Genomic DNA, 14,632 nt, shown 5'->3' with positions numbered 1-14,632 from the left:
GGTTGAGCAAATTACAGTTACACGGGTTTAATAACCTGACCAAATCGTTGAGTTTTAATATTTACGACGTTTGCTATGCACCCAAAGAGCAGGAAAAAGCCTACATCGAATATATCGACGAAGCCTATAACGCCAAGCGTTTGACGCAGATTTTAAAAGACGTAGCCAACATCATTGGCGCGCAAATTTTGAATATCGCCCATCAGGATTACGATCCGCAAGGTGCCAGTGTGACGATGCTGATTTCCGAAGGTGCGGTCATTCCGGCCGGCATGAATTCCGAGTCACCCGGCCCGTTGCCGGAAACGGTTTTGGCGCATTTGGATAAAAGCCACATCACCGTACACACTTATCCGGAAAGCCATCCGGATACCGATATTTGTACGTTCCGGGCCGACATCGACGTGTCAACTTGTGGGCAAATTTCCCCGCTGAAAGCCTTGAATTATTTGATTCACAGTTTCGAGTCCGACATCGTCATCATGGACTACCGAGTGCGTGGCTTTACCCGCGATGTATCCGGGCAAAAACATTACATCGATCATAAAATCAATTCCATCCAGAATTACATCGCGGAAAGCACGAAAGAGCTGTACCAGATGATCGACGTCAACGTGTATCAGGAAAATATCTTCCACACCAAGATGATGTTGAAGGAAACCGAACTGGAAAATTACCTGTTCGAAAAGGAAAGTAATTTCAGCGACGAGGATCAGGAAGAAATCCAAGGCATGCTGCAGGAAGAAATGGCCGAGATTTTTTACGGTCGAAATTTCTCTTAAAAAATACGCTGGTTCAAACAACGGCCTCAGCAGTCACAACTACTGCTGAGGCCGTTTTTTTATGGGGCCGGCTTACGAGATGCTTGCTCGCGCATTTGTTCTTGATGTTGTTTGCGCAAGTCGTCCATTTTTTGCATTTGTTCCGGGCTTAACACTTCTTTCATTCGGCTGTGCGACTCTTCGTGGATGGCGCGGAATTTTTCGTGCTGTTCTTTAAAAATCGCTTCCAGTTTGGTTTTTTGCTCAGGACTGAGTTGCAGCAGTTTGTTCAAATGTTCTAGCTTGTGGTCCACCGGTTGGCCGTAATCGTTTTCGCTGGGATAAGCGAAGGCGGTTAATGGCAAGGCCAGGATGATGGCGAGGAACAGGTTTTTTCGCATGGTCTAATCTCGAGTTAAATTGATGTGGTGCTTGGTGTGCGAGGGAACTGATGCCGGAACGCCGGCAAAAGTTCACTACTCTGAAAAAGCCTTGGGATTATGCGAGGCCACGCAGTCGATGCTGAAACGTCTGGGTTGTTCTGACAGTTCCAGCGCCGTCAATTGTCCGCCCCACAAGCAGCCGGTGTCTATTGAGTAACAGTTATAGCCGGTGAAATAGCCCAGTGTGGACCAATGGCCGAAGATGATGCGCATATCGATACTTTTGCGGCCCGGCACTTCAAACCAGGGCATTAAGTGGTCGGGTTGGCTGCCGGGTGCGCCTTTGGGCCCAAAATCCATCACGCCGTCGACGGTGCAATAGCGCAGCCGGCTGAAACAATTGATCGCAAAGCGCAGCTTTTCGGTTTTCAGTAAATCGTCGCGCCAGACCACGGGTTTGTTACCATACATGGAGCGGAAAAAGCGTTCGTGATCCGGGCTTTGCATGGCTTGTTCGGTTTCACGCGCCATGCGCAGCGTGGTTTCAAAATCCCACTGCGGCGGCAGGCCTGCGTGTAGCATGCAAAAATCGTCATTGTGATGGAACAGTTTTTGATGGCGTAGCCACGTTATCAGCTCTTCGCAATCCTCGGCCCTTAAAACGTCGGTAAGCGTGTCTTTTTTACCGGCCTTGCCCAGCGAAACCACGGTCGCAATCAAGTGCAGATCATGATTGCCCAGTACGGTAACGGCCGCAGAACCCAAGCCTTTCACAAAGCGCAGCGTTTCCAAGGATTTTGGGCCGCGGTTCACCAAGTCGCCGGCCAGCCAGAGTTGATCCTGATTCGGATCGAAGCTTATATGGTCCAGCAAACGACGAAACTCGTCGTAACAGCCCTGAATGTCACCAATTGCATAAATCGCCATTAGTGCAGGGTTCTGGGTATCGATAAAGTGAATTTGGGAATGGCTGCGTTAAAATTTTCGCCGGCGTCCGACTGCATTTGATATTTGCCCTGCATCACCCCGACCGGAGTTTCTATCATCGCCGCGCTGGTATAGCGGAATGAGTCGCCAGGGCTAAGATGCGGGTTTTCTCCCACCACGCCGTCGCCGTTGACTTCCTGGACCTTGCCGTTGGCATCGGTGATCAGCCAGTGGCGAGTCAGCAATTTGGCCGGCGTGGAACCGACGTTGGTGATGGTGATGGTATAGGCGAACACATAGCGGTTCTGTTCGGGGGACGATTGGGCCTCGATATAGTAGGGTTGGGCTTCAACTAAAACTTTGTTTTTTTCGCTCATTGATAGATGATGTAAATCAGTATTTGCCTTATTTCAACCCAACTCATACCCAAACGCAAGCAAGCAATCCGATGAATATCCGCAGATTTCTGAGCGCCGGGCTAATCGTCTGGTCCGTGCAGGCGCTTGCCGAAGATACTAAAGATCTATTTGCCGCCGCAGCCACCGGCAAGCTGGATCGCGTCGAGGCGCTATTGGCCCAAGGATTGGACGTCAATGGCAAATTGGAGACCGACCGTACCGCGCTGATGGCAGCCAGTTTTAACGGCAATTTAAGGATTGTCAAGGCGCTGCTGGCGTATGGTGCCGACGTCAATTTGGCGGATAAACTAGGTTCCACCGCATTAACGGATGCCGTGATGTTTGGCAATGCCGACATCGTTGGCGTGTTAATCGCTGCCGGCGCCAACGTCAATGCCGCCGATAGCCAGAGCGTGAAAATACTCGACAAGGCCAAAAAACTCGGCCGGGAAAACATCGTAAAGCTGTTAGAAGCGGCGGGTGCTAAAGGTTCGGAAGCCAAAGTCGAAGAAAAAATCGAAGGCGAACCGAAGCCTGCGGAAGAAAAAAAGCCGGAAGAACCCAAAAAATGATCCAATTCGCTGCCGACCGAATTTCCGGATTTGCAACTAATTAACCCCGCTACCATTATCAGAATGACAGAATTACAAAAGCCATTACACATCCACATCCTCGGCATTTGCGGCACCTTCATGGGCGGCTTGGCCTTGATCGCCCGCGAATTGGGTTATACCGTCAGCGGCTCTGACCAAAACGTCTACCCACCGATGAGTACGCAGTTGGAAGAGCAAGGCATTCGGCTGATGAACGGCTATAAAGCCGAAAACCTGGACTGCAAGCCGGACCAGGTGGTCATCGGCAACGCTATGTCGCGCGGCAATCCGGAAGTGGAAGCGGTATTGAACTTAGGTTTGCCGTATATATCCGGTCCGCAATGGCTGGCCGAACACGTGTTGCAACATAAATGGGTGTTGGCGGTGGCAGGTACCCACGGCAAGACCACCACCAGCAGCATGCTGGCCTGGGTGCTGGAACACAACGGCTTCAAACCGGGTTTTCTGATCGGCGGCATTCCACTAAATTTCGGCATTTCCGCCCGTTTGGGCGAGTCGGATTTTTTTGTCATCGAAGCCGACGAATACGACTGTGCCTTTTTTGATAAGCGCTCCAAGTTTGTACATTACCGGCCCAGAACCGCGATTTTGAACAACCTGGAATACGATCACGCCGACATCTTCGAAAACCTGGACGCCATTAAAAAACAGTTTCACCATCTGGTGCGCACCATACCCAGCGAAGGCCTTATCATCGCCCCGGCTTGCGAACAACATGTCACCGAAGTGCTGGAAACAGGCTGCTGGACTCCGGTCGTCAAAACCGCTATCGACGGTGAAGGTGATTGGCAGGCGCACTTGTCAAAAGCTGACGGCAGTAGCTTCAGCGTCAGTTTTGCCGGTGAAGAGCAAGGAGTAGTCGAGTGGACTTTGACCGGTCGCCATAGCGTCTACAATGCCTTGTCTGCCATCGCCGCCGCCCGGCATATCGGCATTCTCGCAAAAGATGCGATAGCAGCCTTGCAGCAGTTTCAAAATGTGAAACGGCGCATGGAAGTCATCGTCAAAAGCGCCGGCGTTACCGTTTACGACGACTTCGCTCACCATCCCACCGCCATCAAAACCACATTGGACGGCTTGCGCCAACAAGTCGGCAGCGAAAAAATCCTGGCCATCGTCGAGCCGCGCTCCAACACGATGCGGTTGGGTGTGCATACGCAATCGCTCGCAGAATCCCTGGGCCAGGCCGACCGGGCCATCGTCTATCAGCCCGACAACCTGGGTTGGGACTTAAGCCAGCTGCTGAAATACGCCGGCAATATCGAGATTTGCAATGACCTGGAAAGCATTATTGCTACCATCAAAGCCCAAGCCGGCGGCGTGTGCCATGTGTTGCTGATGAGTAACGGCAGTTTCGGTGGCATATACAAACGCCTGCGGGACGAGTTGTAAGCCATGAACCGCGTCGAAATCCGCTACTGCACGCAATGTCGCTGGTTGCTGCGCGCTGCATGGATGGCGCAAGAATTGTTAAGCACTTTTGAGCAGGAACTGGACGAACTGGTGATGCAGCCCGATACCGGCGGTATCTTTGAGGTGCGCGCCAACGGCGAATTAGTTTGGTCCCGCAAGCAGCAAGGCCGGTTTCCGGAAATTACCGAGTTAAAGCAATTGGTGCGCGATCAAATTGCCCCCGAGCGCGATCTGGGGCATGTCGACCGCAAGCCCGCGCCGCAGTCTTGATTTTTCTGCACTGACATACAATACGGCCAAGCTGTCTGAGATGATGTTCCCGGAAGACGACGCCACCCTCATCAAACCTAAAGACGACGATCTGACCCGGATCAAGCCTCGTCCCTATCCTCAGGTGTTGAATGACAGCCCTGGGCAGGACGGTAAATTCAACGATGATTATTCTTTGCGCGGCGCCGTGGGCGTGGGCGGCGGCGGTCAGGTGTTGTTGGGGTTTGACGAGCGCATCGGCCGCGAAGTGGCGATCAAGGAATTACTGGATCAGGCAGCGAATGATGATGTCGAGTTAAGCGCACGTTTTCTGCGCGAAGCTCGCATTACCGGCCGCCTGGAACATCCGGGGATTGTGCCGGTTTACGATCTGGGAACGAAGCAAAGCGGCGCGCCCTATTATGTGATGCGCTTGGTGCGTGGGGATACACTGGCCAAAGCCCTAAAAGCCTGTAATGACGAGGTGTTGGCCGAGCATGCGCTGTCGCGGCGCCTGGGCTTGTTGGACAGATTAATCGACGTTTGCGAAGCGGTGGCTTATGCCCACTCTAAAGGCGTGATTCATCGCGACATCAAACCAGGCAATATCGTGCTGGGCCCGTTCGGTGAAACGATTGTTTTGGACTGGGGCTTGGCCAAGGTGGAAAACGAAGCCGATTTGGCGCCACCAACGTCTGCCCTGCCACAACAGGCGGACGACGATGCCGATTTGACCCGAATCGGCGACATTCTCGGCACACCGGCCTATATGGCGCCGGAACAAGCCAATCCCGATTTCGGTGTCGTGGATACGCGCTCCGATGTGTTTGCGCTTGGCTGTATTCTCTATTATTTATTGGCCGGCCATCCGCCGCTAAGCGGTAGCGCCGATGAGATATTGGCGCAACTCAGTTCGCTGGCGCCTATGCCCTCGGCGCGGGAGCCGAAGCTGCCCATGCCGCCGGAATTGATCGCCATCTGCGACAAGGCATTATCCAAGGACAAATCCCTACGGTTTCCGAATGCGGCTGCGTTAGCCGACGAATTGCGCGCCTATCGCGACGGCCGCTTGGTGAGTGCCTATGCCTATTCGCGCGGCGAACTGCTCCGCCGCTTCATCGCCCGCAACAAAGTCGTGCTGGCGGCCAGTCTGGCGGTATTACTGGCGATTTTGATCGGCGCCGGGCTGGCCTTTAAATTTGGCGTGGAGGCGCATAAAGCCCGAAATTTAGCGGTGGCTGAAGGTGAACTCGTCAAGCAGGAAAAGCAGCAGGTGGAGCGTGCGCTAGCCGATGTCACCCGTATTTCCAACCAGAACCTGACGGCCGCCAATCAGATCGCGGACCGCATCTTGGGTAACCTGAACGAAATGCGCATGGGCATGCAGCAAACCGCCGAGTCCTTACACGGCAACGCCGATTTAGCCGCATCCAGCGGCTTACTGGAGAGCTTGCTGCAACGTTATCCGCGCGGTGAAAGTTTTGCCACGACCCGTGCGCCCGGCACTATCGTTGCGGTGGCGCCGGCCAAATATCGCCAAGCGCTGGGTGCGGATACCTCGCAACTTGAGCACAACCGGATGGTTTTGGAGCGGGGCGTGCCGATTCTGAGCCGGATTTATCAAGCCCCGGAAGGCTTTCCCGCCATCACGTTAGTGGTGCCGATCAAACAAGGTAAAACCATCCCGGGCTTTATTTCCATGCGCATCAAACCGGCCGATTTTCTGGGTGGTTTGCTGGCCGAGGATACTCAGACCCAAAAACGCACAGTATGGGTCGTGCAAGATGATGGCCTGCTGCTTTACGATACCGATCCACAGGAGATTGGCCGTAATTTGTTCCGTGAAGAACGCTTCAATCAGATACCGGAATTGCGCCAACTCGCGGCTGAAATCGCCGATCAAGACGCCGGAGTGGGCTATTACCAAAGCCAGTCAGCGGGGCAATCTGAGCCGTCAAGACAGATCGCCGCCTGGGTAAGTTTACGGCCGGCGGAGAATCGGGGCTGGAAAGTGGTGGTTTTAGAAGCTTGGTGACGCGGCTTTATTACACAGTCTCGCCCTTGGAACTTATACAAGGCGTGGCGAAAGCATTGCGTTGAAGCGTAGCCGGTTAGAGAAAGCTTTGAGGGTCATTGCGCGTAATAAAGCCCCCGGCTGTGCCGGGGGTATCTGCTATGTCAAGCTTCTGATTTCGGCACGGCCACTGGGGGCTGTGATTTTTTCCAAAGCCCACCACCGATAAAACAGTTCCAGCCCCAGCGCAGCCAATTCAACAACGTTGCGGCCATCCACAAAGACCAAGCCAGCATCAGAATACGGTAGGCCAGCAAAGGCAGGCTTACGACGGTGGCAACAGCCAACTGCGGGCCATTGCGATCCTGATACCAGTTCAGCAAAGTTGCAGAGGATTGATTTCCGGCAATTTGCATATCCGGTTCGCCCAGCAGGCCCTGCTCAACGGCAATCGCTATTAACAAGAGCGACAACAGCGTCAAACCGGCCAAGCCAATTTGCGCCAGATTGAACCAACGCGGCCGCTGCGGCGCATGGCCGGCGCGCAATCCCAACGCAAACAACCAGCCCACCACTAAAAATGCGGCAGCAATATGCAGTTGGCTCAGACCGATCAATAATAAAAACCACTGCCAATGCCGCAACGGAGTAATGCTGAACTTACCCAATCCTAATGCCAATAAGGCCAGTACGATCAGCAAACCCCAAATCAACACAGCGGGACCAAATTTTGGGCCGAAGGTCCACAACAACCAACGCTGCTGCGGCATCAGTAATTGAATACGGCTGTTGACGCTGGCAACACCAAGATCGACCAGCGGCGTGCGCAACAGTACGCCCGGTTCTTTAGCCGTTTGCCAATTAAGCACAATTTGCTGGGTGCCGGGATGTATCGGCAAACTGACCGTCGCGCCTTGCTGACGAATCGGCTGACTGACACCATCTATCGTCACGCTTTGCAGTTCCGCCTGCTCCGGTAGTTTTACGAGGTGTTGTCCGCCTTTGGAGCTGCGGATGCTCAAAATCAGTTCGATTGTTTCGCTGCGTTGCCCCGGCTTGACTGCCAATTCGCTTCTATCGATAGTCAGGGTTGAGCCGGCCACCGCTTGCGGTCGGCTGATAGTCAGATTGACCTTTTCGCCCGGCCAGGGCCGCCATTCTGGTAGCCACTGTCCCTGTCCGTCCTGGTGATGCACCACCGCAATACCGTCGGCTTGCAAATGCCAGATGGGGCTGACATCGGCGCGCCACACCTCGGTCCATTGTGGCGTGTCGGCGGCTTGCAAGGTCAATTGCTCGGTTTTCGCCAGTGCCGACTCCCATTCCAAAGTGGCTTGACCGGCGGCCATGTTCACCAATACTTTACCGTCCTTGATTCGCACTTGCGGACTGGTGACCGCTTCGCCCGGCAACAACGGTAGCTCCAGTAACACCGGACTGAGTGCGCCGGCCAATTGCTCGACGCGGGTGGTCACCCGCCAGTCCAAGCCCAAATGCAGGGTTCTTTCCACCCGCACGAATGCCGGCAAGGCAGTTTGCTGCAATTTATTTCTCGGCCCGCTATCGGGTTGCAATCGGCTGAACTCCAGTTGTGGACCCACCTTGCCGTCCTCGTATAAACCATCCACCCGCCAGCCGTCGGCAATGATACCAGCGTGTTGCGGCGGCAATGGCAGCGGCAAACTAAATTTATCCTGCGCGGTATAGCGGCCCTGCATCGTCACTTTGTGTACTCCAGGCGACACGGCCAGCCACAAGCTGCCGTCATCCTGTCTGATCAAGGCTTGCGCCTCGCCGCCATCGACGCTGACCTGCTCCGGAAACCATTGCTCAAGCTGGGCCGGCAACGGTACTGCCAAATCTTGCTGAGCGTGCAATTGCAGTTCGATGCGCAACATCTCCGGCTTTACCATTAATTGCATGTCGGCGATCTGCGCGCAGTTGGGCAGGCATTGCGGTGCTTGCAGCAGGCGGGCTTTCAGTTGCTCCAGCATTGGCGCGTCGGGCAGATCGGCATAGGCCTTTTCACTGGGCGCCATCAACAACGGCAGCAGCAACAGGCAGGTCAAAGTCGGCAGGGACAAGCGCCAGTTGGCGGCGATGGCTCCCAGCATTTTTAACACCAACACCGCCACCAACAGGGCCTGGGCAAAATGCAGCAACATCAGCATAAATGGCGACAAATACCACAGCCGGATTTGTTGGTCGCTATCAACCGCGCCGTTCCAGCTCAAATCCACCTTCTGCCAGCCCCAGTGTGGCAGACCAGGACCGGTTTGCAAATTGGCTTCCGGATCGACCCGTTGCAAAATGGCCGAGCTGCCGCCGTAAGGGGAGACAGGTACAACCGATTTTTTAAAATAAACTCCGCGCTCAGCTTCGCCCGAATCACTCCGTTCCGGCGCCATCGCCGAATCCGTCATCTGCTCAACTTGCATCGCCATCGGTGCCGCTGCACTCGCCATCGAATGCAGGCGTTGAATAGACTGCTCCGACAACTCCAGCTGCGGGTAAATACCGATACGAATCTGCTCTATCATGAACGGAATAGTCAGCATCAGCAGCGCCAGCCAACTGGCGTTGCGATACCATCGCAGCCATTGCGCGAAACCACCTACCGGCAATACCCGTAACAGAGCCAGTACCGCCAGCACGTTCAACCAGATCAGGCGCGGCGCGTCTGCCTCATGCCAAATCAACGTCAAACTCAACAAGGCAAATGCGCCCCATTGCGGCGACCAGATGCGCCCCACCGCCAATCCGGCGATCAAGACCAAGAACAAATCCAGCAAAGTCCAGCAGCTCAACCAGCTATTCGGCACATTATCCACGCCACTGACCGCCAGCAAGCGCCAGCCGGGTGGAATGTTCAGTTCAGCCTGTACTTGTTGAAATCGCTGCTGCCAGCCGCTGGCATTGATCGAACCCAAATCGGCTTCGATCCGGCTGTCGGCATTCAGTTGGATGGCGCCGCGCCGCACTTCCATCCCCTGGCTGCCATCCGCCAATTGGGTAATCAATTGACTCTGCCCGTCCAGTTGCACTTGGCCCAGACTCAGCTCGGGCACCGCATTCAAACGCCAATCACGACTCATCGTACCGGTAATGTTATCGCTGACCGTGTAACCGCCGCCTTCGAAATCCAACCACAACGTGCGCTTCAACTTGAGTTGATTCGGTTCGGGCTCCGGATCACCTCTGCGCACGACTTTAAATGCCATGCTCTCGCCTTGCTTGAGTTGATAAGTAGGCAAATGCTGCCATTCGGCGGGTAGATTGGTTTGACTGCCGTCTATCGCGGTCAAATTCTCGATCTCCACCAATCGCAAGACCGGCACGGCCTGGAACGCCCACAACTCTTGCGCCGGCCAGTTCTCGTCCTTTACGGTCAAATCCAGTTGCGTCAAGGCTTGCGGGTGGCGGCCATGAATTTCGATACTCCAACGCCCCGGCCGTACTTGCACCAATAACCGCCCGTTACCGTCCAGGCGAGCCGGCAACGAGCTATTCAACGCCACCGGGATAAAGTTAGGCAGTAAAGCATAAGGAAACTCAATCTCGCGGGCCTTGCCGGAGACTTCCAAATCCAGCCGGGTAATGACTTGCAGCGGCACCTCGTCCTGCACCTGCCGGAATACTTGCAGGTCCAGCCTATCCTGCTCCCGGTCGGCAGTGTCGGCGTTCTCGGTATTCAGCCACAAGGCACCTTGCTTGATGGGGGGATACGCGACCGGCTTATCGTTGACGCTGAGCTGAATCAAGCCGCTGGCTTCGGGTAAGGCTAATTGTTCCGGCAAGTTTTCCCAGAAAAATTCGCCGCTGATCTGGTAGTGGCCGGCGGGCAAGTAAAGGGCCGGCTTACCGTCTTTTTCCACGACCGGCTGGGTTTGTTTGTTGACGGTGACCACTTGCGGCCAATGTTGCGTGTCGCCCGGCAAGCTAATCCAATCCTGGCGATACACGGTCCAATCGGCAACGAAGTTGCCGTGCTTAGCTTGTAAATTCAGGTGCAGAGCGCCCGGCCAAGCGCAATGCTTTTGTTGAAAATCGTTGAAGATAAACGGGCAACGATACTGGGTTTCATCCGCCAACACCCAGCTGATCCAGGGTTTTAACGGCTCCGGAACGTCTTGCATGTCCAACGCCCTTGCCGTTTGCAACGGTGCCAGCCCAAGCAGTAGCCACAGCATAAAAACCAATCGTCCCATATTATCCTCCCGCCTTCATCCCAGTTAAGGGACTTGATAAACATCACAGAAAATTCTCTCCCTCCGCACCCAGGGATATGAAGGGATTTATGTATCTTAACATTCGTCATGCTTATCTAGCGTGGGGGCGATTTATCCCCAGCCGGGCTAAAGCTGGTGAAATTGAGCAATCTCCGGTTTTTGCTTTTAAGGCACTGCGCCGTTTGCCTCTTGTAGCTATTTGTTTGATGGTGCCGGGGAAATCTTTATCAGCGGCGGATCAAGCGATTAACGACCCTAAGTAGCTGAGCTCCGAGAGCATGACCACTGCCCAAATCAGAATGCTGATGCCGGCCGCGGCTGCGGCAATATCCTTGATGACGCGGATTTTTTCGTTTTGCCGAGTTTCCACGAAATCGCACAGCGCCTCTATCGTGGTGTTAAACATTTCGCATATCAGCATCAGCCCGGTGGCGGTAAGTACCGAGATGAAATCCACCCATTGGCGAAAATAAAAGCATACGGCCAAAATCAACACGGACAGTACGACCTTATAGGCCACACTAAAATCATAAACAACCGCGTAGCGCAGACCTGACAAACAGACCTTCAGTTTTCTTAACGGGTGATAACCGCTCTGTCCGGTATTAAGAAATTTGTTTCGCATGACTCACCTGATGAAGATGCCGCCGTTTTGCAGCAGATTAATTAAACCCAGCACCCACAATAGTCCCAGCAAGGCGCCAGCTATTACATCCGAGGGGAAATGAACTTGCAGATAGACTCGTGAGACGGCAACCAGGGATACCGTCAATAGCGTAAACCCGGTCAAAGCGTAAAAGTTAAGCCCCAGTTTGTCGGGGTTGCACATCCAGCATAAGGCCGTAGCAAAGGCAACGATTTGCGCGGTGTGGGCGCTTGGGAATGAGGCGTCCAAGGGGATTTCACCCACAACGGGGAAAAAGTCGGGCCGCGGGCGAGCGAACCAAAGCTTGGCGATACGGCTGAACAGGGCAACACCCGTTAGGCTCAAGACCATCAACCCTGCCTCTTTGATACGACTGTTTCTCACCAGAACACCGCTTAGCACTGCGGTTATCGGGGCCAGAATGAACAGCGAACCAGCCCAGGTGATGGCTGCAAAAAAACGATCCAGCAAGATACTTCTAATGCCGTGCGCGGTACTCATTAGAACGCGATCCCACGGGTGCCAATGCACACTGAAGCGCTCGATAAAAACCAACAGCGCGATTGCCGTTAACCAACATCCAAACGTCGGGAGATATTTCAAGCCTAACATTTTCACTGTTTTGCCTCCGCGTTAGCCAACCACTAATCCGGCCGTCGAATCTCGCTGCTTTCGGGCAGTCGAGAGTATTATTGTTACCATGGATTCCGGCTTTTGCCGGAAACATCTAATTCCGCACCGCGGCTTGCCGCTTCGCCTGTCATGCGTGTTGGTGTATTACCGACAAATTGTTGGGAAAACGGCAGGGTTTTAGGTGCTGATAAATTATTTTTTAATTATTTAACAATGGCTTATGTGTTTTTGGTGGTGGCATTCTAATTGCTAAGCAAGAGTCGCCGGCACAGGCCTGGTTGACTTTGCAACCTGGTTTGGCCGGTATTCTTTATTAGTCATGAGGTGTTGATATGTTCGAAGCCATTGTATTGTTCATACTGAGCGGCCTGGTCGCTGCGTGCGCATACTCGTCACAGGGTTGCGAACTTTCCTTTTTCGGCAAACTATTTCGTTCCGCTAAAGGCCAAACGCCAGCGACTTCGACCGGCCAGTCTCTCGCTACTGACAGCACGGAGCCAAGCTCCAGTTTCCTGGAGCAACTGCAAAGCGAAATTGAAGCCACTTTATTTCCGCGTCCTACGGACTCGGTATTGCGGCGTCATTACGATGCCTTGGTTGCTGTGGAAGTGAAAAACCGGTTGAGCTTTTTTAGCTGAGAGCCGAGGATTCTATATGCAGCCCAGTCGGGCTGCATATAGAGTCAGCCCAAAGCTTGGTCTCAGTGCCTCGCTGGTGGTAGCGAAAAATCCCCGCATTTCTCTGGCTTAGAAATTGACATTGATATTGGTTAGCCAAACGTGATTGGTGACATCGGGCGAGCCGTAGTTATGGATGTATTGCAATTGATAGCCGGTATCGACATTCAAATTTTTGGTTACTTTGTAGCCCACCCCGACATAACTGCGATTTTGGTTGATACCGGTTTGCACGGATCGCGCCAGCCGGCCCTCGTCTATGGAATTGAAATACACAAACAGCTCATCAAGCGCAATTAGATAAGCTTGGCTGTCCGGTATCGAATAGACTAAACGGAAGCGGTGCCGCATACGATGACCGACGTCGCCTTCGTGGGCAAAGAAGCGTTGCTCGAGACGAAACCGGTACTGAAAATTCAATTGCGACGTCCAGTTGTCTATCCACTGCACCTGCTGCATCGCATCGTTAGTGGCCATTTCAAAGTCGGTTTGCTCGTTGTATTCGCCTTGCCAGGTATAACCTAGCCAGAGCTGCAATTTGTTGGTTAGCTTATAGCCGAGCAGCGGACGGACAATAATTTGATTAAACAAGGTATTGTCGGTTTTGGTGCGCGGTGCCAATTCCAGAAAAGCTAAATAGGGGCTGCCGCCGAAATCGGTTTGATAGGTACTGCTGATCCAGGTGCTGAAATCGTCTTGCACGGGGCCTGCTTCAATTGCGAACGATGTCAGCGTAAGGCCGGTGAACAGCAGGGCTAAGTGAGTTTTTTGCATGTGTTGGTACCGAAGAACTTGATTTGAAACGAACGGCGTCACGGTCAGCGCGGCTTTGCGTGTGCGGGTGCACGGTTTATCTGCTGGCGATAAGCTTATCTCAATTCTTGATAAATGTGCTTACTCAGGGCAGGTATTCTGCGTGCTGCGCAGTGGCTTAGGTTTATAAGTTTGTTGATTCAGGGCGTCTAGCGTAAGTCATCTGCTTGCCGCCATGCGGCTTTGTGGCAGCGGGAAAACCTGAAAGAGGGGTTACATTGCAGACAAGCTGTTTGCCAAAGAAGTCTGCAGCAGCACAAAGTATTAAACGGTGACGTGATTTAGAGCGGTTTTAGACAAACCCTCCGGTTGCCGGAGGGGTGTGTTAGCGAAATGAATGCGGCTTAATCGGTCAATCCGCTTACACCTTCGACAGACCAATTTTCGAAATCACTTGCTCCGGAGGTGTCGTCGCCTTTGCCGTATTGGATCCGGCAAGCGTAGTGACGCATCACGTTGGGGCTGTCTTTCCCGCTGATTTCCACGTCGGCATTGACAATATATTCGTAGTTGCCGAGAGTCCAGGCATTGGTCGGTTGGCTGGCAAATGACAGGCTTTGATCTTCGTCGGCTTCGTTTTTGATGTAGGTGTTGCAGTGGGCGAACGCCATAGCGGTCATGTCTGTGCTAATGGACATAGGGTTGGCCGCGTCCTTGCTTTCCACCAAAAATAAATCGGAAGCGGCGATGTCGTACATAAACGGCAGGAAAAACTTAATCTGAATGGCTAGCAGGCCTGCCAAACAGACGGCAAATATTATAATTTTCTTTTTATTCATGGCTCAAATGGTGGTTTTTATTGGTTTAATTATCTAGCGATCACCCGCGATTCTAACAAAGATCGTGGACAGTAGGAAATGCCAACCCTTTCCGCC

At 53.4% G+C, this 14,632-nt stretch carries 16 protein-coding genes; 8 read left to right on the top strand and 8 right to left on the bottom strand.

Annotated elements, in window-relative coordinates; genetic code table 11:
• The first annotated feature begins 2 nt into the window (after nucleotides 1–2).
• On the top strand, nucleotides 3–782 hold the full coding sequence (gene speD / locus ACH5Y9_RS19850) for an adenosylmethionine decarboxylase (protein WP_033158233.1): 780 nt from the start codon (nucleotides 3–5) through the stop codon (nucleotides 780–782).
• A 59-nt stretch (nucleotides 783–841) separates the two neighbouring features.
• Here the strand turns inward: speD and ACH5Y9_RS19845 are convergent, their stop codons facing one another.
• The 3 genes from ACH5Y9_RS19845 to apaG all read right to left on the bottom strand — a co-directional run bounded on the left by ACH5Y9_RS19845 (nucleotide 842) and on the right by apaG (nucleotide 2,448).
• On the bottom strand, nucleotides 842–1,162 hold the full coding sequence (locus ACH5Y9_RS19845; RefSeq protein ID WP_445367299.1) for a periplasmic heavy metal sensor: 321 nt from the start codon (nucleotides 1,160–1,162) through the stop codon (nucleotides 842–844).
• A gap of 75 nt (nucleotides 1,163–1,237) precedes the next feature.
• Nucleotides 1,238–2,071: a symmetrical bis(5'-nucleosyl)-tetraphosphatase gene (locus ACH5Y9_RS19840; protein ID WP_445367298.1), complete on the bottom strand. Its 834-nt coding sequence runs from the start codon at nucleotides 2,069–2,071 to the stop codon at nucleotides 1,238–1,240.
• The gene (gene apaG / locus ACH5Y9_RS19835; protein ID WP_020484295.1) at nucleotides 2,071–2,448 is read right to left on the bottom strand and encodes a Co2+/Mg2+ efflux protein ApaG; all 378 of its coding nucleotides are present in this window, start codon (nucleotides 2,446–2,448) and stop codon (nucleotides 2,071–2,073) included. The genes ACH5Y9_RS19840 and apaG overlap by 1 nt, the downstream gene beginning before the upstream one ends.
• A gap of 71 nt (nucleotides 2,449–2,519) precedes the next feature.
• Here apaG and ACH5Y9_RS19830 point away from each other — a divergent pair, with 71 nt between their 5' ends.
• The 4 genes from ACH5Y9_RS19830 to ACH5Y9_RS19815 all read left to right on the top strand — a co-directional run bounded on the left by ACH5Y9_RS19830 (nucleotide 2,520) and on the right by ACH5Y9_RS19815 (nucleotide 6,780).
• Nucleotides 2,520–3,041, top strand: coding sequence for an ankyrin repeat domain-containing protein (locus ACH5Y9_RS19830; protein ID WP_445367297.1), 522 nt, complete (start codon nucleotides 2,520–2,522; stop codon nucleotides 3,039–3,041).
• A gap of 63 nt (nucleotides 3,042–3,104) precedes the next feature.
• Nucleotides 3,105–4,475, top strand: coding sequence for a UDP-N-acetylmuramate:L-alanyl-gamma-D-glutamyl-meso-diaminopimelate ligase (mpl, locus tag ACH5Y9_RS19825; protein WP_445367296.1), 1,371 nt, complete (start codon nucleotides 3,105–3,107; stop codon nucleotides 4,473–4,475).
• Between the two features lie 3 nt (nucleotides 4,476–4,478).
• Complete coding sequence (locus ACH5Y9_RS19820) at nucleotides 4,479–4,766, top strand: SelT/SelW/SelH family protein (protein WP_445367295.1); 288 nt, start codon at nucleotides 4,479–4,481, stop codon at nucleotides 4,764–4,766.
• Nucleotides 4,735–6,780, top strand: coding sequence for a serine/threonine protein kinase (locus ACH5Y9_RS19815; RefSeq protein ID WP_445367294.1), 2,046 nt, complete (start codon nucleotides 4,735–4,737; stop codon nucleotides 6,778–6,780). Before ACH5Y9_RS19820 ends, ACH5Y9_RS19815 begins: the two co-directional genes overlap by 32 nt.
• A 143-nt stretch (nucleotides 6,781–6,923) precedes the next feature.
• Here the strand turns inward: ACH5Y9_RS19815 and ACH5Y9_RS19810 are convergent, their stop codons facing one another.
• Nucleotides 6,924–10,967 carry a hypothetical protein gene (locus ACH5Y9_RS19810; RefSeq protein ID WP_445367293.1) on the bottom strand — a complete coding sequence of 1,348 codons (4,044 nt, stop codon included), beginning with the start codon at nucleotides 10,965–10,967 and terminating at the stop codon, nucleotides 6,924–6,926.
• A gap of 89 nt (nucleotides 10,968–11,056) precedes the next feature.
• Between ACH5Y9_RS19810 and ACH5Y9_RS19805 the strand changes: the two genes are divergently transcribed.
• Nucleotides 11,057–11,251 (top strand): hypothetical protein, encoded by a 195-nt coding sequence (locus ACH5Y9_RS19805; protein WP_445367292.1) that lies wholly within the window; start codon nucleotides 11,057–11,059, stop codon nucleotides 11,249–11,251.
• Here the strand turns inward: ACH5Y9_RS19805 and ACH5Y9_RS19800 are convergent.
• Both ACH5Y9_RS19800 and ACH5Y9_RS19795 read right to left on the bottom strand, forming a co-directional pair.
• Nucleotides 11,227–11,613, bottom strand: coding sequence for a diacylglycerol kinase (locus tag ACH5Y9_RS19800; protein WP_101053955.1), 387 nt, complete (start codon nucleotides 11,611–11,613; stop codon nucleotides 11,227–11,229). The two genes, ACH5Y9_RS19805 and ACH5Y9_RS19800, sit on opposite strands and share 25 nt — an antisense overlap.
• A gap of 3 nt (nucleotides 11,614–11,616) precedes the next feature.
• Nucleotides 11,617–12,135, bottom strand: a complete 519-nt coding sequence (locus ACH5Y9_RS19795; RefSeq protein WP_445367291.1) for a phosphatase PAP2 family protein — start codon at nucleotides 12,133–12,135, stop codon at nucleotides 11,617–11,619.
• Nucleotides 12,136–12,348: 213 nt separating this feature from the next.
• Between ACH5Y9_RS19795 and ACH5Y9_RS19790 the strand changes: the two genes are divergently transcribed.
• A complete protein-coding gene (locus ACH5Y9_RS19790) occupies nucleotides 12,349–12,513 on the top strand; it encodes a hypothetical protein (protein ID WP_445367290.1) in 165 nt (54 codons plus the stop codon).
• Nucleotides 12,514–12,599: 86 nt separating this feature from the next.
• The gene (locus ACH5Y9_RS19785; protein ID WP_445367289.1) at nucleotides 12,600–12,905 is read left to right on the top strand and encodes a hypothetical protein; all 306 of its coding nucleotides are present in this window, start codon (nucleotides 12,600–12,602) and stop codon (nucleotides 12,903–12,905) included.
• A 108-nt stretch (nucleotides 12,906–13,013) separates the two neighbouring features.
• Here the strand turns inward: ACH5Y9_RS19785 and ACH5Y9_RS19780 are convergent, their stop codons facing one another.
• Nucleotides 13,014–13,718 (bottom strand): DUF2490 domain-containing protein, encoded by a 705-nt coding sequence (locus tag ACH5Y9_RS19780; protein ID WP_445367288.1) that lies wholly within the window; start codon nucleotides 13,716–13,718, stop codon nucleotides 13,014–13,016.
• Nucleotides 13,719–14,101: 383 nt separating this feature from the next.
• Nucleotides 14,102–14,536, bottom strand: a complete 435-nt coding sequence (locus ACH5Y9_RS19775; protein ID WP_033158222.1) for a hypothetical protein — start codon at nucleotides 14,534–14,536, stop codon at nucleotides 14,102–14,104.
• Nucleotides 14,537–14,632 lie beyond the last annotated feature (96 nt).

This window comes from Methylomonas sp. BW4-1 (genome assembly GCF_052474385.1).
The sequence above is the reverse complement of the archived record's forward strand: the minus strand, read 5'-3'. Positions and strand labels throughout refer to the sequence as shown.

Bases quoted from the DNA above. Each gene is read 5' to 3' on its own strand.
- ACH5Y9_RS19845 (WP_445367299.1), bottom strand. From the start codon at position 1,162: ATGCGAAAAAACCTGTTCCTCGCCATCATCCTGGCCTTGCCATTAACC.
- ACH5Y9_RS19840 (WP_445367298.1), bottom strand. From the start codon at position 2,071: ATGGCGATTTATGCAATTGGTGACATTCAGGGCTGTTACGACGAGTTT.
- apaG (WP_020484295.1), bottom strand. From the start codon at position 2,448: ATGAGCGAAAAAAACAAAGTTTTAGTTGAAGCCCAACCCTACTATATC.
- ACH5Y9_RS19830 (WP_445367297.1), top strand. From the start codon at position 2,520: ATGAATATCCGCAGATTTCTGAGCGCCGGGCTAATCGTCTGGTCCGTG.
- mpl (WP_445367296.1), top strand. From the start codon at position 3,105: ATGACAGAATTACAAAAGCCATTACACATCCACATCCTCGGCATTTGC.
- ACH5Y9_RS19820 (WP_445367295.1), top strand. From the start codon at position 4,479: ATGAACCGCGTCGAAATCCGCTACTGCACGCAATGTCGCTGGTTGCTG.
- ACH5Y9_RS19815 (WP_445367294.1), top strand. From the start codon at position 4,735: ATGTCGACCGCAAGCCCGCGCCGCAGTCTTGATTTTTCTGCACTGACA.
- ACH5Y9_RS19810 (WP_445367293.1), bottom strand. From the start codon at position 10,967: ATGGGACGATTGGTTTTTATGCTGTGGCTACTGCTTGGGCTGGCACCG.
- ACH5Y9_RS19805 (WP_445367292.1), top strand. From the start codon at position 11,057: ATGTATCTTAACATTCGTCATGCTTATCTAGCGTGGGGGCGATTTATC.
- ACH5Y9_RS19800 (WP_101053955.1), bottom strand. From the start codon at position 11,613: ATGCGAAACAAATTTCTTAATACCGGACAGAGCGGTTATCACCCGTTA.
- ACH5Y9_RS19795 (WP_445367291.1), bottom strand. From the start codon at position 12,135: ATGAGTACCGCGCACGGCATTAGAAGTATCTTGCTGGATCGTTTTTTT.
- ACH5Y9_RS19785 (WP_445367289.1), top strand. From the start codon at position 12,600: ATGTTCGAAGCCATTGTATTGTTCATACTGAGCGGCCTGGTCGCTGCG.
- ACH5Y9_RS19780 (WP_445367288.1), bottom strand. From the start codon at position 13,718: ATGCAAAAAACTCACTTAGCCCTGCTGTTCACCGGCCTTACGCTGACA.
- ACH5Y9_RS19775 (WP_033158222.1), bottom strand. From the start codon at position 14,536: ATGAATAAAAAGAAAATTATAATATTTGCCGTCTGTTTGGCAGGCCTG.